The following is a 19,284-nucleotide window of genomic DNA, read 5'->3' on the forward strand; positions in this document are numbered from 1 at the left end:
CGTTGCAGCGGCGCCCCAAGTGCGCACTCAGAAACAACAAAACCCGCGGCGAGGCGGGTTATGTCATAGAATCTTGTGGTGGGCCCACCTGGACTCGAACCAGGGACCAAAGGATTATGAGTCCTCTGCTCTAACCAACTGAGCTATAGGCCCGATAACAAAAGCGGGCGCCATTATACCCGTGAGGGTTGACGCCCGCTACTGTGTTTTCGGTTTTATGCGTTGCCCTGGTCGTCAATAAAGCCGCGCAGGTGATCGGAGCGGGAAGGGTGGCGCAGTTTGCGCAGAGCCTTGGCTTCGATCTGACGGATACGTTCACGGGTTACGTCGAACTGTTTACCAACTTCCTCAAGGGTGTGGTCGGTGTTCATTTCGATACCGAAACGCATGCGCAGTACTTTAGATTCACGAGCCGTAAGGCCCGATAGCACAGAGCGAGTGGCTTCGCGCAGGCCTTCGGCGGTAGCGGAATCCACCGGTGACAGGGCCTGAATGTCTTCGATGAAATCGCCCAGATGGCTGTCTTCATCATCCCCGATCGGTGTTTCCATAGAGATCGGCTCTTTAGCGATCTTCAACACCTTGCGGATCTTCTCTTCCGGCATTTCCATGCGCTCGCCCAGCTCTTCCGGAGTAGGCTCGCGGCCCATTTCCTGCAGCATCTGGCGGGAAATACGGTTGAGCTTGTTGATCGTTTCGATCATGTGCACCGGAATACGGATGGTGCGGGCCTGGTCCGCGATAGAGCGGGTGATGGCCTGACGAATCCACCAAGTGGCATAAGTCGAGAACTTATAGCCGCGACGGTATTCGAACTTGTCGACCGCTTTCATCAAGCCGATGTTGCCTTCCTGGATCAGGTCAAGGAACTGCAGGCCACGGTTGGTGTACTTCTTGGCGATGGAGATAACCAGTCGCAAGTTAGCTTCAACCATTTCTTTCTTAGCGCGGCGGGCTTTCGCTTCACCGATGGACACGCGGCGGTTGATCTCTTTGATATCAACGACGTCCAGATCGACTTCCACTTGTACGTTGTGAATGCGTTTCTGCAAGCGGACGACTTCATCCAGACGCTCAGCGATGGCTGCTGCGTATGGCTTCTTGCTCTTGGCGATCTTCGGAGCCCAGTCCAGGTTCACTTCGTTGCCCGGGAACTCTTTGATGAAGTCTTTGCGTGGCATTTTGCATTCGCGGATGCAGATTTGCATGATGGTCCGCTCGTTCTCACGCACCATGTCGTTGGTGGAGCGAACAACGTTAACCAGCTCATCGAAGGCTTTATTGCCCAGTTTGAACGGAGCAAACACGGCCCCCAGTTCGTTCAGGGCTTCTTGGGTTTTCTTGTGGCCGCGGCCATGCTTCGCCAGTGCTTCGTTCGCCGCTTCCAGTTTTTCTTTCAGCAGCTCAAAGCGCAGGCGAGTTTCTTCGGGATCCGGACCGCTTTCCTTTTCCTCTTCTTCATCGTCCTCCGCATCATCAGCTTCGTTGCTGTCAGCTTTGGTTTCTTCGACGACTTCTTCGCCCATGAACGGCTCGGCGTCGTCAGGATCAAGGAAACCGGTGACGATGTCGCTGATGCGGCCTTCGTTCTCGATGATGCGATCATAGGCCTGAATAACGGTGCCTGCGGTGCCCGGGAAGTGGGCCACGGCGGCCATCACGTCGCGGATGCCTTCTTCGATCCGCTTGGCGATAACAATTTCGCCTTCACGAGTCAGCAGCTCAACGGTACCCATCTCACGCATGTACATGCGCACCGGATCGGTGGTGCGGCCAGCGTCAGTTTCTACGGCAGCCAGAGCCGCAGCGGCTTCGGCGGCTGCAGCTTCGTCAGCGGTGGAGTCACCTTCGGTCATCAACAAGGTATCGGCATCCGGTGTTTCTTCGCACACCTGAATACCCATGTCGTTGATCATCCGGATAATGTCTTCAACCTGATCCGGGTCAGCAATGTCTTCCGGCAGGTGGTCGTTTACCTCGGCGTAAGTCAGGTAACCTTGTTCCTTGCCTCGAGCGATGAGGTCTTTTAAACGTGATTTCTGCGAATTGCCTGACATAGACACCCTGTGAACTCGCTTTTAAAGAGGAAAAAAGTTAAACAGCCATTATAGCTGTCGCTTATCTGGTCTGCCAATGAACGGTTAGATGGTGATCAATGGCATTAGTTTCAAGTGCTCAATGCTCGGCTTTCGGGTTTAACGTACCCGCGCTGAGCGTTCGTAGCTCCTCCCGTTGTTCCGGGGTGAGCTTGGCCAGGTTCCGGAGCAGTGTTGCCAGTCTTTGCTGGCGCGCGGCTTCTTCGTTCGGGCTTAGTAGCTCTCTGGCTGCTGCCAGTGTGCTCTCCCGTGCCGGGATATGCTCCAGTCCGTCGAACAGGTTGTAGAACCGGTCGCGGGCCTGTTTGTCTGTTGCCAACTCCGCAATCAGTGCTTTGCGGGTTTGAATATCTTTATCCAGGAGCCAGCGGGCAAATCGCCCGGCTTGATCCAGTTGCCGGGTGCTATCCGCCTGGGCCTTGATTTCAGTGGCCAGCTCCGGCGCTTCCAGCAAAGCAAGGCACAATGTGCTGTCTTTGCTGAGTTTTACATCCACCCGTTCTTCGGTCGGGCGGGGCTGTCGTTCTCCGCGCCAGCCTTTGGCTTTGAAGTTTTTGCCGCTCTGCTGGCGGCCCTGCCACTGGTTACGGCCGCCGCATAAGCGCAACATTTCGTGCCACATGGCATCCCGCAGTGTGCAGCGGGGCATTTTGTTCAGCAGCTGTTCGGCTCTGGCCCTGAGTTCGCCCCGGTGTTCCGGAAGCTCAAGATCCAGGCCTTCGCTCTGGCGATCAAACAAAAAACGCGAGAGCGGTGTGGCGCCTTCAATTCGTTTTTGGAAAGCTTCTGGGCCTTCCTTTCGGACCAGCGTGTCCGGGTCTTCGCCTTCGGGTAGCATCAGGAACTGTAAATGCAGGCCGTCGGCGATCAGTTCCAGTGCGTTTTCCATGGCGCGATCAGCGGCTCGGAAGCCTGCTTGGTCGCCGTCAAAGCAAAAGACAATATGCCGGACTTGCCGGAGCAGGGCGGTCAAACTGTCTTGATTGGTCGCGGTGCCCAGTGTTGCAACGGCATAATCGATGCCGTGCTGGGCCAGTGCGATGACATCCATGTAGCCTTCTACTACCAGCAGTTTGTCCAGCTGGCGCGTGGCTTGCCGGGCTTCGTGCAGGCCGTAAATCTCGCGGCTTTTATGGAATACGTCCGATTCCGGCGAGTTGATGTACTTGGCTTTGTCGTCGCCCAGTGTGCGGCCACCAAATGCGATGGTTTTGCCGCGGGTGTTCCGGATCGGGAACATCACCCGGTTGCGGAACAGGTCTCTTGGTTTGCCGTACTTGTCGGAAACGGTTTTGGTTTCCAGCAAGGGCTTTTTCAGATCTCTCGGTGCCGCGTCATACAGGGCGGTGCCGCTACCCGGTGCAAAGCCGATCTGGTAACGTGCGATGATGTCGTCGTCCAGACCGCGTTGTTTCAGGTAATCCCGTGCGTACGCGCCTTGTTGGCTGGTTAGCGACGAGTGATAAAACTTGCTAGCGAAATCCAGCGCGTCGGTCAGAGTCCGGGCTTGCTGCATTTCCTGTTTGGCGACTTTGTCGTACGGCACTTCCATGCCGGCACGTTTCGCCAGTTCTTCTACCGCTTCGGTAAAGCCAAGGCCTTCGAATTCGCGGATAAAGCTGATGGCATCGCCATGAGCGCCGCAGCCAAAGCAGTGGTAGAAGCCTTTGTCGGGCCGAACGTTGAACGAGGGTGTTTTCTCGTCATGAAATGGGCAGCAGGCTTTGTAATTACCGCCGGCTTTTTTGAGAGTGATGCGTGATCCAATCAGTTCTCCCAGATCAATTCGATCCAGAAGGTCTTCAACAAAGCGTTGAGGGATCAGTCCGCTCATGGTGGCTCCACTTCATCCGGGGCGCCGGATACAAACGTTATTCACCATAGCCAAAAATGCCGCCGAAGCCAGGCCTCGGCGGCATTTTCAGTTTGCCGGATAAGGCGAAACGCCGTTCCGGCAATCAGTCTTGCTGTCGAAGCGGTCTGAACTCAGTACAGACGCTCGAACTTACGCTGTTCACGCTGAAGCTTCTTGAGATGACGCTTAACGGCAGCAGCAGCTTTGCGCTTACGAACAGCCGTCGGCTTTTCGTAGTGCTCACGACGACGTACTTCAGAAAGTACACCGGCTTTTTCGCATGAACGCTTGAAGCGACGCAGTGCTACGTCAAACGGTTCGTTCTCTTTCAGTTTAACAGCTGGCATTCGACAATCACCTACCTGATAGATTCGGTTTCAAATTGTTCCGCTGGAATAGATTCTCGCGGCTCGATCCCTGGTCAGATTGGTTATAACTCGACCAGTGCATAATTAAGGGCGGCAATGATAACGGCTCGGACACTTCAGGTCAATCATTGTGCAACGAAAGTGACGGGGGTGGCCGGCTTTCTGGTAAAATCATCACCGATTCTTACAACCCCGCGGACACGGCCCTGACTTTATGCTGATTCTTGGTATTGAAACTTCTTGCGATGAGACTGGCGTTGCCTTGTTGGACGACGAGCAGGGCTTGCTGGCCCATGCCCTGTTCAGTCAGGTAGAGGTGCACGCTGATTACGGCGGTGTCGTGCCGGAGCTGGCATCGAGGGATCATGTTCGAAAGCTGCTGCCGTTGTGTGATCAGGTGTTGGCCGATGCTGGCAAGACCCGAACCGACGTAGAGGGAATTGCTTACACTGCAGGCCCGGGGCTTGTTGGTGCGTTAATGGTGGGTGGTTCGGTGGCCCATGCGTTGGGGTTTGCTCTTGATATCCCTGTGTTGGGAGTACATCACATGGAGGGGCACCTGTTAGCGCCCATGCTGGAAGACAATCCTCCGGCCTTCCCGTTCGTGGCTTTGCTGGTCTCCGGTGGGCACACCCAGCTAGTGCGAGTGGATGCCATTGGCGAATATGAAATGCTGGGTGAATCGGTGGATGACGCGGCCGGCGAAGCGTTTGATAAGGCCGCGAAGATGCTTGGACTGGACTACCCCGGTGGCCCCAGAGTGGCCGCCTTGGCAGAAACTGGAAGGGAAGGGCGCTATCGTTTTCCAAGGCCAATGACGGATCGTCCCGGTTTGGACTTCAGCTTCAGCGGCTTGAAAACGTTTACCCTTAACACCGTGAATGCAGCGAAGGATGCTGATGAGTTTGACGAGCAGGTGAAGGCGGACATCGCTTTGGCATTTGAAGCCGCGGTGGTGGATACGTTGACTATCAAATGTCGCAGAGCGTTGGAGCAGACCGGTTGCAAGCGTTTAGTGATTGCCGGTGGCGTGAGTGCGAATAAACGTCTGCGAACTGGGCTTGAGAAGATGACCGCGAAACTTGGCGGTTCTGTGTTCTACGCTCGCCCTGAATTCTGTACCGACAATGGCGCGATGATTGCGTATGCCGGTGCGCAGCGTTTGAGAGCGGGGCAAAAGGACGGCGAGCGTATCGTGTCGGTGCCGCGCTGGCCGATGAATACCTTGCCGTCAGTGAACGAGCCTCGCACCAGCGGTTTGGTTGACTGAGTGGGCTAAAGTCCCGTTTCCCGGCCTTGGGCCAGCCGAATCAGATTGTTGCGGTGGCGGACTACGATAAGCAGCGTCAGTAGACCAAAAAGCGGCAAGGTTTCCGGCTCCAGAATTGCACTGATAATGGGGCCGGAACCAATGGCAACGATAGACGCCAGTGCACTAATCCGCGAACGCCAAATCACTAAAAGCCAAATGGTTGCCATCAATAGTGTGGATAGAGGCGCGAGCGCTAACCCGGCACCGAGCGCCGTTGCGACGCCTTTTCCGCCCTTGAACCGGAAGAAAATGGGGATCATGTGGCCGGTAACCGCACTCAGGGCGACGATGGCCTGAACCATGATCGACATCCCTGCCTGATGCGCTAGCCAAACCGGTAGCCAGCCTTTGAGTGCGTCGAGCGCGAGGGTGGTTAGCGCAGGTTGCCACCCCCCCGAGCGATACACGTTCGTTGCCCCCGGATTGCTGGAGCCCTGAGCTCTGGGGTCAGGAAGGCGCCAGGCCCTGCAAACCGGGATGGCGAACAGTACCGATCCGGCTAGATAAGCCCCAAAGCACAGCAGAACGATCAATATCGGGTGATTGGCGGTTTCCATAGATGTTTCACTAGGCGCGCAGACGGCATCAGGTATTCTGTGAGAAAATAGTCGCCCCAAATTCAGGCGAGCAGGCGAACGGCCACAGTATCGCTTGTCTGTTTAATATTCAATCAGCCAAGAGTGTAAGTCTAGGGAGTCTGGTTTGGCAGATGTGGTGTTAGTTGAAGGATTGACGGTAGAAACGGTTATTGGTGTTTATGACTGGGAGCGGGAGATTACCCAGCGCCTTTTGGTGGATCTGGAAATGGCTTGGGATAACCGAGTGCCCGCCGCGAGTGACGATGTCGCAGATGCGCTCGATTACGCAAGCGTGAGCGAGCGGGTCAGCCAGTGCATTCAAACCTTGCAGCCTCAGTTGCTCGAGACAGCAGCAGAAGCCGTGGCCACTATGCTGCAGCGGGACTTTGGTGTGAGCTGGTTGCGGCTTACTCTCAACAAACCTGGTGCCGTTCCAGCGGCTACCTCGGTTGGTGTTCGAATTGAACGAGGTCAGCGCTGATGGCGTGGGTGTTTCTCGGTATCGGCAGTAATGTTGAGCGCTATCGGCATGTCGGGTTGGCGTTGGATGCCTTGAGGGAGGCGTTTGGCGAGCTGTCGGTGTCGCCGGTCTACGAGAGCGAGCCCGTTGGTTTTTCCGGTTCAAACTTTTTGAATATGGCGGTGGGCTTTGATACCGAGTTGCCGGTAGCCGAGTTGTCGCGGCGGTTAAAACAGATGGAGCTGGATTTCGGTCGTCGCCCGGATGCGCCCCGATTCAGTCCGCGGACTTTAGACTTGGATATTCTGACGTACGGTGATGAGGTGGGCGTCGTGGCGGGTGTAGAGCTGCCTCGGGGTGAAATCCTGAAGAACGCCTTTGTACTGAAGCCCTTGGCCGATATCGCGCCGAAGGCGGAGCACCCCGTGAACCGGAAGTGCTACCGTGAGCTGTGGCAAGATTACACCACCGACCAGAAACTCTGGCCAGTGGACTTTAACTGGCAGGGACGGCCGATTTCAGCGGCGATTCGCTGAGCGGAACAGGGCGATCAAATTGTCGGTTGCGCTGTCCCCGGCGCTGCCGACTTCCCCATCATCAATCAGGAGGGGCAGAATTTCATTGCCCATTTGCTTGCCGAGTTCAACGCCCCACTGATCAAAACAGTCCAGATCCCAAATTACGCTCTGCACGAAGGTTCGATGCTCATAGAGCGCCACTAATGCGCCCAGTGTTTCAGGCGACACCTTATCCATCATCAGAATGTTACTGGGCTTGTTGCCGGGAATGGCCTTGTGTGGGGCCAGTGCGGCAGCGGCGTTCTGATCCAGACCACTGTCGGTCAGCTCCTGCTGAGCCTCTGCTAGGGTTTTCCCGGTCATCATGGCTCGCGCTTGACTCAGGCAGTTGGCAAATAGGGTGGCATGGTGATTAGCTACAGGGTTGTGTGACGTCAGTGGCATCACGAAATCAGCAGGAACCAGTCGAGTGCCTTGGTGAATCAGTTGGTGATAAGCATGCTGGCCATTGGCGCCAACACCGCCCCAGAGAATTGGGCCGGTTTCGTAATCCACCGGAGCACCGTGTTGGGTTACTTTCTTACCGTTACTCTCCATGTCCAACTGCTGAAGATGCTCAGGCAGATGTTTCAAATACTCGTCGTAGGGCAGTACTGCGTGGCTTTGGGCATTCCAGAAATTGTTGTACCAAACACTCAGGAGCGCCATAACCACCGGTAGGTTTCGCTCCGTCGGCGCGTCTTTGAAATGGCAGTCCATGGCGTGTGCGCCGGCTAGCAGTGCACGGAAGTTATCCATGCCGACCATGAGCGCGATGGGCAAACCAATGGCAGACCAGAGCGAGTAACGGCCGCCGACCCAATCCCACATCGGGAATATGTTGTCTGGGTGTATGCCAAAGCGGATCGCTTCATCGGTATTGGCCGTAACCGCCATAAAGTGGTTGGCGACAGCGTTTTCGCTGCCGCCATTCGTAAGGAACCACTCTCTGGCGACCAAACTGTTATCAAGGGTTTCCTGGGTGCGGAACGATTTGGATTGCACTAGGAACAGCGTGCTTTCAGGGTTTAGCGATTTCAGTGTTTCGGCGATATCGGAGCCGTCAATGTTGGCGACGAAGTGACTTCTCAAATTCCCTTGCCAGTACGGCTTGAGGGCTTCAACCGCGAGCTTTGGTCCGAGAAAGGAGCCGCCGATGCCTATGCTGACGATGTCCGTGAAGGCGCGGCCGGTATGGCCGGTTTTGATACCGTTCTGAATGTCTTGATCGAGTTGCGCCATTCGGGCCTGAGTTGCGTGGATCTCAGGAATGATATCTCGGCCATTCACCAGCACGGAAGCGCCCGCAGGCTGACGCAACGCAGTATGCAGTGCGGGCCGGTTTTCGGTGCGATTGACCGTGGCACCTGTAAATAAGTCTGAAATGCGTTGCGGCAGGCCGCAGCCGATGGCCAGATTGGATAATGCAGACAGGGTCTCGCTGGTCAGGCGGTTACGCGAGAAGTCCAGTGTCATTCCCGCCCCTTTGATCAGGTATCGATCGGCGCGCTCAGGGTCCTTTTGGAACAGATCGCGCATCGCCACGTTCTCCAGCTGTTTTTTATGCTGGAGAAGCGTTTGCCATTCTGGCTTTTGAGTCAGGGCTGACGAGGCAGTTGGCATCAGAGCATCCTTTCTGTTCGCTGCCTGACAAGCGGGAGGCAGCGATTCCGGAGTTTAGCGAGTCACCGAGATATTGTCGATCAGCCGGGTAGTGCCCAAGAAGGCGGCCACTAGCAAGGTGAGCTCAGTGTCGGCTTCGGCTGCTGGCTTCAGAGTCAAGCTGTTCACAATGTTGAAGTAGTCCGGGCGCAAGCCAGCGTCAGTGAGAGTGTCGCGAGCTTCCTGCTCCAGTGCTGCGAAATCATTGCTGCCCGCTTCGAGTTGCTGGGCAGCATGGGTCAGGGTTTTATAGACAATGGGCGCAATCGCTCTTTCTTCATCTGACAGATAACCGTTGCGAGAACTCTTCGCCAAACCGTCGTCTTCCCGGATGGTAGGCGCGCCAATGATTTCGATGGGCATCATCAGGTCGCGGGTCATTTTGCGAATCACCGCAAGCTGCTGGAAGTCTTTTTCGCCAAAAAACGCGATGTTTGGCTGAATCATGTTGAACAGCATAGTGACCACGGTTGCCACGCCTTCAAAGTGGCCGGGCCGGCTGGCCCCGCAGTGGCCTTCACTGACTTCCGGCACTACCACCTTGGTTTGGTTTGCGAGGCCGTCGGGATAAATCTCGGAAGCCGGCGGTGCGAAGATCAGTGTGTTACCGGCAGGAGCAAGCTTGTCCTGATCTTCCGCGAGGGTGCGCGGGTACGAGTCGAGATCTTCATTGGCGCCAAACTGCATGGGGTTTACAAAAATACTGGTGACGACAATGTCTGCCGCTTCCGAGGCTTTGCGCACAAGCGAAATGTGGCCTTCGTGAAGGTTGCCCATGGTTGGCACCAACGCGATGGTTTTTTCCTGTTGGCGATAGGATCTCAGGATGCGGCGAAGTTCTTTGAGTGAATGTACAGTTCTCATGCCTTGAACGTATGCTCCTCGGCGGGGAAAGTGCGGTCTTTAACAGCCTTGGCGTAGGCTTCGATGGCTTCCGGGATGGATGCGGTTTCTGCCAGGAAGTTTTTGACGAACCGGGGCTTGCGGCCCGGCGTGACGCCCAGCATGTCGTGCAGCACCAGAACCTGACCGTCGGTGTCGGAGCCGGCGCCAATGCCAATAACCGGAGCCTTTACAGCCTGAGTGATACGGGCAGCAAGGGGCGCGGGAACGCATTCCAGCAATATGATGTCTGCTCCTGCGGCTTCCAGCTCGCACGCGTGCTCTATCATGGCTTCCGCGGCTTTGTCGTCACGGCCCTGGACCTTGTAGCCGCCGAGCTTGTTCACAAACTGGGGGGTCAGGCCCAAATGTGCGCACACGGGCACACCCCGTTCGCTCAAGGCTTCGATGGTGTCTTTCATCCAGTCGGTGCCTTCCAGCTTGACCATGTGGGCGCCAGCACGCATCAGCTCAGCGGCATTGTCCAGTGCATCGGCGACAGTGCCGTATGACATGAAGGGCATGTCGGCCATGATCAGTGAGCCTTGGTTGCCCTTAGCCACGCAGCTGGTGTGGTAGATCATATGCTCCATGGTCACGGGCAATGTACTGTCGTTACCTTGCAGTACCATGCCGAGTGAGTCACCAATCAGGATTACATCCACGCCTGCTTCGCTGACCACTTGTGCAAAGGTGGCGTCATAGGAGGTAAGCGCCGAGAAGGCTTCGCCTTTCTGCTTTAGTTCCCGCAGGGTATTGATGGTAACTGCCATAAGATCCTTGCCTTTTGGGTGGATGGGCCAGTAGTAAACCGGGGTTTTCCGGTGCTCAGGGAAGTATAAGATTAATGCTGAGGCATGTCAGGCACAAGAGTAACATGGAGTTCCCCTTCGGGGGTTAGTCTGTGCCGGCCATTGGTGGCAGCTTGCGCAATTGATTGTCCGGGCATTGGGTGCGTAGCTGAATGACTCGGCGCCCATCCGGCAGTTCCAGCTCAGGGTTCAGGTCCAGCAGTGGTTGAAGGGCGAAATCCCGGTTGGCTAGCTCAGCGTGGGGAACCGTTAGCCGTTCGTCGTCGATGGTTTCGGTGCCGAAAACAAGCAAATCCAGATCCAGCGTGCGTGGCCCCCAGTGTCGAAGTCTTTCCCGGCCATGGGCGTGTTCGATGGCCTGTAGATGGTCAAGCAGATGGTGGGCTTTCAGGCTGGTGCGCAGTTCCACTGCACCGTTTACGAAGTCGGGCTGGTCCTGAGGGCCGACTGGACGGCTGGCGTAGAACGGGGATTGAGCCAGCAGGGTTGTCTGTGGCAAACACGCCAGCTCCATCACTGCGCGGGCCAGCTGGGCAGCAGGATCTTTGAGATTGCTGCCCAGGCCGACATAAGCGATCACGCTCACGACTGAGACGGTTTTTTGTTCGGGCTGCGTTTGCGACCACGCTTGCGGGGGGCCGAAGCGGCACCAAGCTGAGACAGCATTTTTTCCTGCCCACGTTCGTCTGCTTTTTGGAAGTCGGTCCACCAAGCGCCGAGGCCGGGTTCCAGTTCTCCGGCAGATTCACGCACCAGCAAGAAGTCATACGCAGCGCGGAAGCGGGGGTGGCTCAGCGTGCCAAACGCTCGCTTACCCTGACGTCTGGGAAGCCGAATTTGCAGTTCCCAGATTTCTTTCATTGGGCCTGAGAAACGCTTAGGAATCGAGGTGGCTTGAACCTGTCGGCCAATCACTTTGCCAATAGCGCCATGCAGTGCAGGCTGAACCGGGTCGCCGTTATCCTGACGCAAGCGCCATTCCGCTTGCAGTGCCGGCCACAACATGGCGGCAAACAGGAAGTAAGGTGTGACCGACTTGCCTTGAGCGATACGAGCATCCGTGTTGCGCAGAGCCTGGTGAATGAGTTCGTCAGATTCGCCGTTATTGATGGCGCGAACGGTTTCCGGGAACAGTAGCTCCAGTAGGCCGTAGTCTTTCAGCAGTTCATAGGTGGCTTCGCCGTAACCGGCTGAAAACAGCTTGAGGACCTCATCAAACAGACGGGCCGCTGGAATGTGGCCGAGAAGTGGGGCCAGCTCCCGAATGGGCGCTTCAGTTTCCGGTTCAATATCGAAACCAAGCTTCGCCGCAAATCGAATCGCGCGAAGCATGCGCACAGGGTCTTCACGGTATCGGGTTGCTGGGTCGCCAATCAGACGGATCTGTCGGTTCTCGAGATCCTGCATGCCGTTGGCGAAATCGATGATGGTGAAGTCGCGGATGCAGTAATAAAGAGCATTGATGGTGAAGTCGCGGCGTAGAGCATCGTCTTCCAGATTGCCGTAGACGTTGTCGCGCAGTAGCAAACCGTGTTCGCTGGTTTTGTGCTCGTGGTCAGAGTGATTTTGTTCGGATGCTTCGGCGTTACCCCGGAAGGTGGTCACCTCGATGATCTCGCGGCCAAAGACAACATGCACGATTCGGAAGCGGCGACCGATCAGCCGGGAATTACGAAAGAGGTCGTGCACTTCTTCCGGCGTTGCGTTGGTGGCGATGTCGAAATCTTTGGGCCTGCCGCCCAGAACGATGTCCCGAACGCCGCCGCCCACCAAGTAGGCTTCGTAACCGGACTTGTTCAGTCGGTTCAGCACTTTTTTGGCGGGTTCGCTGATCATCGAGCGAGACACGTTGTGTTGGTCTCTCGGGATCTCTTGGCGCTGGTAATGTTTGGCTTTCTTTTTCCCGGTGCCGGGCATGAAAGAACGCAGTTTATCTACAAGTCTTTTAGGCATGGAATTCCGTGTTTGCGCAGAGCAAAAACGTGGATTTTAACGGTTTGCGCAGGAATTGCACATGTTTGGTTGATATTAGGTAGGAAATGATGGTCTTTGAATCTGATTTGGTGCCGGGAAGTTTTTGTGAAGACCAATAATCAAAAGGCGGATCCGTTCTCACGAATCCGCCCTGAAAGCTTCGACGATCTGCATTTATTTTTGTTTTGTGTCGGGATTCTTTTTAGTGTTTTGCCCCACTGTGTGCCCAACATTCGGGCATCAATATTATGCAAGCGGAAAGCTTTGAATACATGGTGCAGTCAATAGCATGGAGCGGGTTATCAAGGCAGGTGTAGCGTCGTCTGGAAGACGATTCTTCTCCACATCTACAACTCGCGCATGCTGAGGGACCACAAAAAAACCTAGCACCCAAAACACTCAGTTCGCTTACGTCCTATTTTTGTTTTTGTTACTGGACGTTTTCTTGCAGCTTTTTGTTTTTGTTTTAACGCTGCGTTGTCACTTTGTTTTTGTTGTTGTGCGCTAATAAGAGTGCAGAGGCCGTGCCAGAATTTGAAAAACCTTTATTAACAGTGAGTTAAGATTTGAGAAGAAATAAGTGTTACCCCGTACTCCGGTGAAGTGTTACCTGTATCACAAAAGTTGGAAGGGAAGTGTTACCGAGGGGAACGTGCGGTAACAAATGAGTTTGGGTTCATTTGTTACCGAAGGGGGGGGGTTAGCTGCCGGAGGTTTTCTTGCGAGGGATGCCCAGACGTTGTCTGCGCTCCCAAAGGGATTTGCGGCTAATGCCCAACTTTTGTGCCAGCTCGGTTTCGCTCATGCGATCCTGGTTCTCGATGACGAAGTGCTGGAAGTAGTCTTCCAAAGACAAATCGTTCGCTGAATCTGAATCCCGGGTAGGTGTGCTCTCGTTGTTGCCTTCAACCAGGGTCTCAGGAATGTATTCGTCGCCTGAATCGCTTTCGAGGTCGAGAACCGATGGCGTGATGGTATCGCCGTCCGCAAGGATTGAGGACCGCTCTATGGCGTTCTCCAGTTCCCGGACGTTGCCGGGCCAGCGATAACGCTGCAGGGCTTGCATGGCTTCGGGGCTTAGGTGCAGGTCTGGCCGATCGAGTCTCTGGGCTTGCCGTTTCAGAAAACGCCCGGCAAGCCCAAGGATATCTGCGCGACGCTCTCTCAGCGGAGGGAGCCGGATTTGCATCACGTTTAACCGATAGTAGAGGTCTTCCCGAAACTCGCCGGTACGGGTCATGGCTTTGAGGTTTCGGTGTGTGGCGGCAATCATGCGGACATCCACTTTCCGGCTTTGGGTCGCGCCCACCTTTCGAATTTCGCTTTCCTGCAGTACCCGGAGCAAGCGAGCCTGAGCTTCTGCGGGCAACTCTCCGATCTCATCGAGAAACAAACTGCCGCCGTCAGCGGCTTCAATCAAGCCGGTGCGGGCGGATACAGCGCCTGTAAAGGAGCCTTTTTCGTGGCCGAATAGTTCGGATTCGATCAGGCTTTCGGGAATCGCGGCGCAGTTTACCGAAATCAGTGGTTTGGTTGCACGAGGGCTCAGAAGATGCAGCGCTCTGGCGGCCAGCTCTTTACCGGTACCAGACTCACCGTTGATCAATACGGTCGTTTGGGTGGGGGCTACTTTGCGAATAAGCGTGAACACTTTTTCCATCGGTTCGCACTGGCCAAACATGATGTTGGATGGATCCGGTGCTTCGGTCTTTGTATCGGCGCTCTCTTCGCTGCTGGCGGGCATGGCGTCTTTGCGCGCCAGGATTCCCTCTACCGCGGCCAGCATTTCATCATGATCAAACGGTTTGGCGATGTAATCCACCGCGCCCATCTTCATGGAATCCACGGCCGAGCGCAGGCTGGCGTAGCTGGTCATAATCAGCACAGGCGTATTTGAAGCCCGATTGATCATTTCCGTGCCAGCGGCGCCGGGTAAGCGAAGGTCGGTAATGATCAGATCGAACGTGTCGGGTTCCAGTTCTTCCGCTGACTCGACCGAGATCGCATCGGCAACCTCGTAGCCAGCATGCTGGAGCAGTTTGCGAACTGCAGACCGGATAATATCTTCGTCTTCAACAATCAGAATGCGGGGCATAGTACGTTCACGACCTTTCGTTCGGGCGACTGTCAGCATCAGTGTCAGGCTCGTAAGCTGGCAGACGTAACCTCATGCAAGTTCCTTTGCCACTCGTGGTGTGGGCGGGGCTTTCTATCTGAATATTGCCATAGTGTTCTTCAATAATACTGTATACAAGGGAGAGGCCAAGTCCTGTGCCTTTGTTGGGCGCTTTGGTAGTAAAAAAGGGCTCGAAAACATGGTCTTGCTGATCCAGAGGTATTCCTGAACCATCGTCAATTACCTCGATGATAGCGGAGTAGCTATCGCGCTTGCCAGTCACCTGTATGGTACCGCCTTCAGGCGAGGCGTCTCGAGCATTGGCCAGCAGGTTCACGAACACCTGCACCAATCGCTGCTCGTCGCCCAGTATCTGCAGCTCCGGCGGACAGTCATTTTTGTACGCTATGCCTTTATTGTTATCGCCCAGCGAGAGCAGATTAACGGACTCTTCGACACACCGGTGAAGACTGACCGGTTCGTAACGCGTGGCGTGAGCATGGTTGCCTGTGCGAGAGAAATTCATCAATGACTGCAAAATCGTCGAGATTCGCCGGGTTTGCTGCTGGATCTGGTTCGCTGTATCCAGAATCTCCGGGTTATCTGTTTCCAGTTTGAGATTCTGGGCCAACGACGAAATGCCGGTGACCGGGTTGCCAATTTCGTGTGCGACCCCCGCAGCGAGACGGCCAACCGACGCTAAACGTTCGCTGTGCATCAGTTCATCTTCAAGCAGTCTTGTTTCTGTTTGGTCTTCCACCAGAATGATTGAGCCGCCCTCCGGGTGATCCGGACCGTTCAAAGCCGCTTTGTGCAAATTGAGCCAGTGTGGTTTGCCGCGCAAATCCAGTCGGTGTTTGTAACGGTGGGGATCGCTGCCTCGGTTGAAGTCATCGAGCAGTGCGTGCCAATGATCCGGGAGGGCCACCAGTTTTGCCCCGACAACTTCGTCGGCGGAGATGCCGGTGAGCGCCTCCATGGCATGGTTCCACATCAGGATCTCGCCATCGTCACCAATGGAACTGGCAGGAATCGGCAGGTTTTGAAGGGTTTGTCGATAATGGCGGCGCAGGTTGTCCAGCTCACCAGCAAGCCCCGTCAACTGGTTTTGATAGTCGCCGAGGGCTCTCTCAACGTATCGAATGTCCTGCCCCGTGCCGCCGCGGGTCATGGGCTTGAACCCCAGATGGCGTTTCACCATGTCTCTGGCGACAGAAGGCCCAAGGAGGCCTGACAGGTTGGCTTCAATCTGATCCCGTAGACGCCGTAATTGATAGGGGCGGAATTCCGAGGGCGGCAGCTTGAGTTGGGATAGTGCTTGTCCCACTTCACGGCGGGCAACGTTCATGCCCAGCGGTTCGGCGAGCTGATGAATGAAGTCAGCGGATGAAGAGGCAAGCAGCTCCCGGCGTTGGGGGCGGGACAGAGCGCCCATGGAGCAGGCTTGGGCAGCACTGGCTTCTTCTGGAGAGGCCGGACTAAGGATAGAAACAAGCGCGAACATGGCGACGTTGGCCGCCAGGCTTGTGAATGTGACGACGTGCCAGTTGTCATAGCCTGTGGTAACCGGCAGACCGATGAGGGACAGCAAGTCGAACGTGTAGGAAAACGGAAGTACGAGTGTGAAAACCCAGGCCGACAGTCCGGTGATCAATCCGGCTATCAAGCCACGACGATTACCTTCGGGCCAGTAAATGACTCCAAGCACACCAGGCAACAGTTGTAGCGTTCCGGTGAGCGAAATGGCGCCCAGTATGGAGAGGTCGAGGTGTTGGCCGATGAGTTCGTGAAACAGTAAGGCCATGAACAGAATCGCAGCAATTAGCAGCCGCTTGACCCATTGCAGCCAGTGGTAGATGTCGCCCTGATCTTTCGGCGTTTTTAAGGGCAGTACGACATGGTTGAGAACCATGCCGGCCAGCGCCAGTGTGCTGACGATCATAAGCCCGCTGGCGGCAGAAATGCCGGCAATGTACATCAGAAGCGTGAGAAGTGGGCTTTCCAGTGCCTGAGCAATGCCGATACTGAAGAACGCCGGAGGCCCTGGCACGCCGAGAGCTTGACCGCCCCATACGATCAGTGGCACAGGTAAACTCAGTAGCAATAAGTAAAGCGGGAGGCCCCAGCTGGCTTTCCCGAGCGCCCGGGGAGAAGGGCTTTCACTGAAGGTCATATGGTACATGTGAGGCAATACCAGCGCGCCCGCAAACGACATCAACAGCAACGCGCGCCAGGTACCATCGTTTACCTTCATGGCCATAGGAGATTCTATGCGTGATGTATCGGCCAGCCAGCTTTCCAGTCCTGCGCTACCGTTAAAAACACCGAACAGGATCGCACCAGCAAGCACCAGCAATGCCGCTAGTTTCACCAGTGAGTCGAACGCAATGGCGAGTACCAAGCCTTGATGCTGACCTGAGGTCTGATGCCGGCGGGCGCCGAAAAGCACCGCGAATAACACCACGATCAGGCAGAACAGAATACTGATGAACGTTGGTGAAGTATCTGGAGCGAGCAGGCTGGCAGAGACCGAAACCGCCTGAATCTGCATGCTAAGCAAGGCCATGATCGCCGCTGCAGAACAAAGTGTGACCAGCGTGCCCGCCCATTGGCTTCGGTATCGGTAAGCGAACAGGTCTGCCAACGAGGTGAGCTGATAAGCTCGGCTGATGCGCAGAACCGGGTTGAGCAGCACAGGTGCCAACAAGAAGGCGCCGCTGATACCAAGATAATAAGCGAGGTACCCGAAGCCAGATTCAGCCGCGAATCCGATGGCGCCGTACACGGCCCAAATTCCGGCGTACACCCCGAGGCTGAGTGTATAGATCAGTGGGTGGCGCACCCATTGCCGACGCAGGGTGCCGCGCTCCGTTGCCCAGGCAATGCCGAATAGAAGACTCAGATAAAGCAGGCTGGCCAGTAGCAGGCCCGGGGCGCTAAAACTCATTGGGATCTCGTCGCCATTCCAGCCAGAAACCGATCGCAATCAGGCCTCCCCAGAAAATAAACGGGCTGTACCAGGCGTTACCCGGACCGGTCCACCAATCGAGGATGTTTGGTGAAAAAATATAGATGGCCAGCACCAGTAGGAAAACCAGGCGGTAGATATACATCAGGTTAGTGGTCCGAGTGCGATTGTGTACTTGGGGTTATACCACGGGCTTGCCGGGATGTCAGGGGAATGGCGGCTCGCCGCCAGTGCGTGCAAGCCCACGCCAGGACTTCATTCACATCCGCTTGGGTGAGTTCAGCGGGTGGCCGTTGACCGAGTGCGAGCAATGCCTGAACAAGATTCGTTGCCGGTTGTGAATCATCAAGCGCTGGTGCGTGGTTTTGTTTGCTCAGTTTTTGGCCCTGAGCGTTAAGGATAACCGGTATGTGCAGCCATAGAGGGGGCTGCGCGCCCAAAGCCCGGAAAATCTGTTGTTGCTGGGCGGTCATGTCCAGCAAATCGGAGCCCCGGACGACATGACTGATGCCTTGGTCGATGTCGTCGACGGCGACCGCTAACTGGTAAGCGAAAAAACCTTCTTTTCGTTGGATGACCGGATCGTCCAGCTCGGCCCGAACCGTTTGGTGTTGCGGGCCCAGCAATAAATCCTGCCATTGACCGCTCTGATCCATGAGGGCAAAGCGAATCGCATAAGGTGCATCGTCGGGTGCGGAATGACGCTTTGTGCATTCGTTGGGATGGCGTCCGTTGTGGGCCTGCAACTGTTTACGCGAGCAGGTACACCGGTAGGCTTGACCGTTTTCTAGCAGCTGAACGATGGCGGTCTGATAGGCCGGGTGCCGCCGGGATTGAAACCGTATCGGTTCATCCGAGTGCAAGCCGTGGACGTCGAGAGAATGAAGAATCTGATCGGTGGCCTCTGGAGGTTCCCTCAGGGGATCGAGGTCTTCGATGCGAACCAGCCAGTCGCCGTTTACGGTGCGGGCTTCCAGCCATGTTGCTAAGGCTGTGACGAGGGAGCCAAAGTGCAGTGGGCCTGTTGGTGAAGGCGCAAAGCGCCCACGATACCGGGTGTGCTCCATAGGGACTCTGTAAGCTGGCGGTTAGACCGCCAGCTTGCTGGTAAGGGGCAGATCAGATGCCGGTCTGGCGTTCGCGAATTTCTGCCAACGTTTTGCAGTCGATGCAAAGTGTCGCAGTCGGGCGAGCTTCCAGTCGACGGATGCCGATTTCTACGCCGCACTGATCGCAAAAGCCGTAATCGTCTTTGTCGATACGATCGATGGTTTTGTCGATTTTCTTGATCAGTTTGCGCTCACGATCCCGGGTGCGCAGTTCCAGGCTGAACTCTTCTTCCTGGGTTGCGCGGTCGCTGGGATCCGCGTAGTTTGCAGCGTCTTCCTGCATGTGGTGCATGGTGCGGTCTACTTCTTCCATTAGTTCCTGCTTCCAATCCAATAGCAGGTCCTTGAAGTGCTGCAGCATCTCTGCACTCATGTAGTCTTCACCCTTCTTGATTTCGTAAGGGGTGAAGCCGGTAAAGGTTTCGCTTGGTGCTTGTGCAGTCTTCTTTGCCATTGAGCCCTGGCCTCTTGTTTGTACTTCTACTTGGGCGCTTTGTTATCCGTACCAGCTCCGGTGCCGCACGGTTTGATTCAG

The 19,284-nt window shown here is 55.7% G+C and carries 17 protein-coding genes and 1 tRNA gene; 3 read left to right on the plus strand and 15 right to left on the minus strand.

Annotation, left to right across the window (positions count from 1 at the left end):
- Positions 1-76 precede the first annotated feature (76 nt).
- From VOI14_RS11540 to rpsU, 4 genes are all read right to left on the minus strand, one after another.
- Positions 77-153 (minus strand) — tRNA-Ile (locus VOI14_RS11540).
- A 62-nt stretch (positions 154-215) separates the two neighbouring features.
- Complete coding sequence (gene rpoD, locus VOI14_RS11545) at positions 216-2,057, minus strand: RNA polymerase sigma factor RpoD (RefSeq protein ID WP_323752203.1); 1,842 nt, start codon at positions 2,055-2,057, stop codon at positions 216-218.
- A 118-nt stretch (positions 2,058-2,175) separates the two neighbouring features.
- A complete protein-coding gene (gene dnaG / locus VOI14_RS11550; RefSeq protein WP_305897106.1) occupies positions 2,176-3,930 on the minus strand; it encodes a DNA primase in 1,755 nt (584 codons plus the stop codon).
- Between the two features lie 152 nt (positions 3,931-4,082).
- Entirely contained in the window at positions 4,083-4,298 is a 216-nt protein-coding gene (gene rpsU / locus VOI14_RS11555; RefSeq protein WP_096278179.1) for a 30S ribosomal protein S21, read from the minus strand.
- Positions 4,299-4,533: 235 nt separating this feature from the next.
- On the opposite strand from rpsU, the gene tsaD reads away from it, so the two are divergent.
- Positions 4,534-5,589 (plus strand): tRNA (adenosine(37)-N6)-threonylcarbamoyltransferase complex transferase subunit TsaD, encoded by a 1,056-nt coding sequence (gene tsaD, locus VOI14_RS11560; RefSeq protein ID WP_323752204.1) that lies wholly within the window; start codon positions 4,534-4,536, stop codon positions 5,587-5,589.
- Positions 5,590-5,594: 5 nt separating this feature from the next.
- Here the strand turns inward: tsaD and plsY are convergent, their stop codons facing one another.
- Positions 5,595-6,188 (minus strand): glycerol-3-phosphate 1-O-acyltransferase PlsY, encoded by a 594-nt coding sequence (plsY, locus tag VOI14_RS11565; protein WP_323752205.1) that lies wholly within the window; start codon positions 6,186-6,188, stop codon positions 5,595-5,597.
- 145 nt (positions 6,189-6,333) lie between these two features.
- Here plsY and folB point away from each other — a divergent pair, with 145 nt between their 5' ends.
- Both folB and folK (VOI14_RS11575) read left to right on the plus strand, forming a co-directional pair.
- Positions 6,334-6,690 (plus strand): dihydroneopterin aldolase, encoded by a 357-nt coding sequence (gene folB / locus VOI14_RS11570; RefSeq protein ID WP_323752206.1) that lies wholly within the window; start codon positions 6,334-6,336, stop codon positions 6,688-6,690.
- Complete coding sequence (gene folK / locus VOI14_RS11575; RefSeq protein WP_323752207.1) at positions 6,690-7,205, plus strand: 2-amino-4-hydroxy-6-hydroxymethyldihydropteridine diphosphokinase; 516 nt, start codon at positions 6,690-6,692, stop codon at positions 7,203-7,205. Before folB ends, folK (VOI14_RS11575) begins: the two co-directional genes overlap by 1 nt.
- Here folK (VOI14_RS11575) and pgi read toward each other — a convergent pair.
- The 10 genes from pgi to dksA all read right to left on the minus strand — a co-directional run bounded on the left by pgi (position 7,188) and on the right by dksA (position 19,203).
- Positions 7,188-8,849: a glucose-6-phosphate isomerase gene (gene pgi / locus VOI14_RS11580; protein ID WP_323752208.1), complete on the minus strand. Its 1,662-nt coding sequence runs from the start codon at positions 8,847-8,849 to the stop codon at positions 7,188-7,190. The two genes, folK (VOI14_RS11575) and pgi, sit on opposite strands and share 18 nt — an antisense overlap.
- 54 nt (positions 8,850-8,903) lie before the next feature.
- A complete protein-coding gene (panC, locus tag VOI14_RS11585) occupies positions 8,904-9,752 on the minus strand; it encodes a pantoate--beta-alanine ligase (protein ID WP_323752209.1) in 849 nt (282 codons plus the stop codon).
- The gene (gene panB / locus VOI14_RS11590; RefSeq protein ID WP_323752210.1) at positions 9,749-10,543 is read right to left on the minus strand and encodes a 3-methyl-2-oxobutanoate hydroxymethyltransferase; all 795 of its coding nucleotides are present in this window, start codon (positions 10,541-10,543) and stop codon (positions 9,749-9,751) included. Before panB ends, panC begins: the two co-directional genes overlap by 4 nt.
- Positions 10,544-10,667: 124 nt before the next feature.
- Complete coding sequence (gene folK / locus VOI14_RS11595; protein ID WP_323752211.1) at positions 10,668-11,168, minus strand: 2-amino-4-hydroxy-6-hydroxymethyldihydropteridine diphosphokinase; 501 nt, start codon at positions 11,166-11,168, stop codon at positions 10,668-10,670.
- The gene (pcnB, locus tag VOI14_RS11600; RefSeq protein WP_323752212.1) at positions 11,165-12,535 is read right to left on the minus strand and encodes a polynucleotide adenylyltransferase PcnB; all 1,371 of its coding nucleotides are present in this window, start codon (positions 12,533-12,535) and stop codon (positions 11,165-11,167) included. The genes folK (VOI14_RS11595) and pcnB overlap by 4 nt, the downstream gene beginning before the upstream one ends.
- 721 nt (positions 12,536-13,256) lie before the next feature.
- Positions 13,257-14,651 carry a sigma-54 dependent transcriptional regulator gene (locus tag VOI14_RS11605; RefSeq protein WP_323752235.1) on the minus strand — a complete coding sequence of 465 codons (1,395 nt, stop codon included), beginning with the start codon at positions 14,649-14,651 and terminating at the stop codon, positions 13,257-13,259.
- A gap of 7 nt (positions 14,652-14,658) precedes the next feature.
- A complete protein-coding gene (locus tag VOI14_RS11610) occupies positions 14,659-17,619 on the minus strand; it encodes an ATP-binding protein (protein ID WP_323752213.1) in 2,961 nt (986 codons plus the stop codon).
- Positions 17,609-17,785 carry a hypothetical protein gene (locus VOI14_RS11615; protein ID WP_323752214.1) on the minus strand — a complete coding sequence of 59 codons (177 nt, stop codon included), beginning with the start codon at positions 17,783-17,785 and terminating at the stop codon, positions 17,609-17,611. Before VOI14_RS11615 ends, VOI14_RS11610 begins: the two co-directional genes overlap by 11 nt.
- 4 nt (positions 17,786-17,789) lie before the next feature.
- The gene (gene gluQRS, locus VOI14_RS11620; protein ID WP_323752215.1) at positions 17,790-18,707 is read right to left on the minus strand and encodes a tRNA glutamyl-Q(34) synthetase GluQRS; all 918 of its coding nucleotides are present in this window, start codon (positions 18,705-18,707) and stop codon (positions 17,790-17,792) included.
- Positions 18,708-18,759: 52 nt separating this feature from the next.
- Positions 18,760-19,203, minus strand: a complete 444-nt coding sequence (gene dksA / locus VOI14_RS11625) for an RNA polymerase-binding protein DksA (RefSeq protein ID WP_114334772.1) — start codon at positions 19,201-19,203, stop codon at positions 18,760-18,762.
- Between the last annotated feature and the right edge of the window lie 81 nt (positions 19,204-19,284).

It is taken from the genome of Marinobacter sp., assembly GCF_034669625.1.
GTDB lineage: Bacteria > Pseudomonadota > Gammaproteobacteria > Pseudomonadales > Oleiphilaceae > Marinobacter.

Excerpts from the sequence above, each read along its gene's own strand:
- VOI14_RS11615 (WP_323752214.1), bottom strand. The coding sequence starts at position 17,785 with ATGTATATCTACCGCCTGGTTTTCCTACTGGTGCTGGCCATCTATATT.
- pcnB (WP_323752212.1), bottom strand. The coding sequence starts at position 12,535 with ATGCCTAAAAGACTTGTAGATAAACTGCGTTCTTTCATGCCCGGCACC.
- dnaG (WP_305897106.1), bottom strand. The coding sequence starts at position 3,930 with ATGAGCGGACTGATCCCTCAACGCTTTGTTGAAGACCTTCTGGATCGA.
- pgi (WP_323752208.1), bottom strand. The coding sequence starts at position 8,849 with ATGCCAACTGCCTCGTCAGCCCTGACTCAAAAGCCAGAATGGCAAACG.
- tsaD (WP_323752204.1), top strand. The coding sequence starts at position 4,534 with ATGCTGATTCTTGGTATTGAAACTTCTTGCGATGAGACTGGCGTTGCC.
- VOI14_RS11605 (WP_323752235.1), bottom strand. The coding sequence starts at position 14,651 with ATGCCCCGCATTCTGATTGTTGAAGACGAAGATATTATCCGGTCTGCA.
- rpoD (WP_323752203.1), bottom strand. The coding sequence starts at position 2,057 with ATGTCAGGCAATTCGCAGAAATCACGTTTAAAAGACCTCATCGCTCGA.
- plsY (WP_323752205.1), bottom strand. The coding sequence starts at position 6,188 with ATGGAAACCGCCAATCACCCGATATTGATCGTTCTGCTGTGCTTTGGG.
- gluQRS (WP_323752215.1), bottom strand. The coding sequence starts at position 18,707 with ATGGAGCACACCCGGTATCGTGGGCGCTTTGCGCCTTCACCAACAGGC.
- dksA (WP_114334772.1), bottom strand. The coding sequence starts at position 19,203 with ATGGCAAAGAAGACTGCACAAGCACCAAGCGAAACCTTTACCGGCTTC.
- rpsU (WP_096278179.1), bottom strand. The coding sequence starts at position 4,298 with ATGCCAGCTGTTAAACTGAAAGAGAACGAACCGTTTGACGTAGCACTG.
- panB (WP_323752210.1), bottom strand. The coding sequence starts at position 10,543 with ATGGCAGTTACCATCAATACCCTGCGGGAACTAAAGCAGAAAGGCGAA.
- VOI14_RS11610 (WP_323752213.1), bottom strand. The coding sequence starts at position 17,619 with ATGAGTTTTAGCGCCCCGGGCCTGCTACTGGCCAGCCTGCTTTATCTG.
- panC (WP_323752209.1), bottom strand. The coding sequence starts at position 9,752 with ATGAGAACTGTACATTCACTCAAAGAACTTCGCCGCATCCTGAGATCC.
- folK (WP_323752207.1), top strand. The coding sequence starts at position 6,690 with ATGGCGTGGGTGTTTCTCGGTATCGGCAGTAATGTTGAGCGCTATCGG.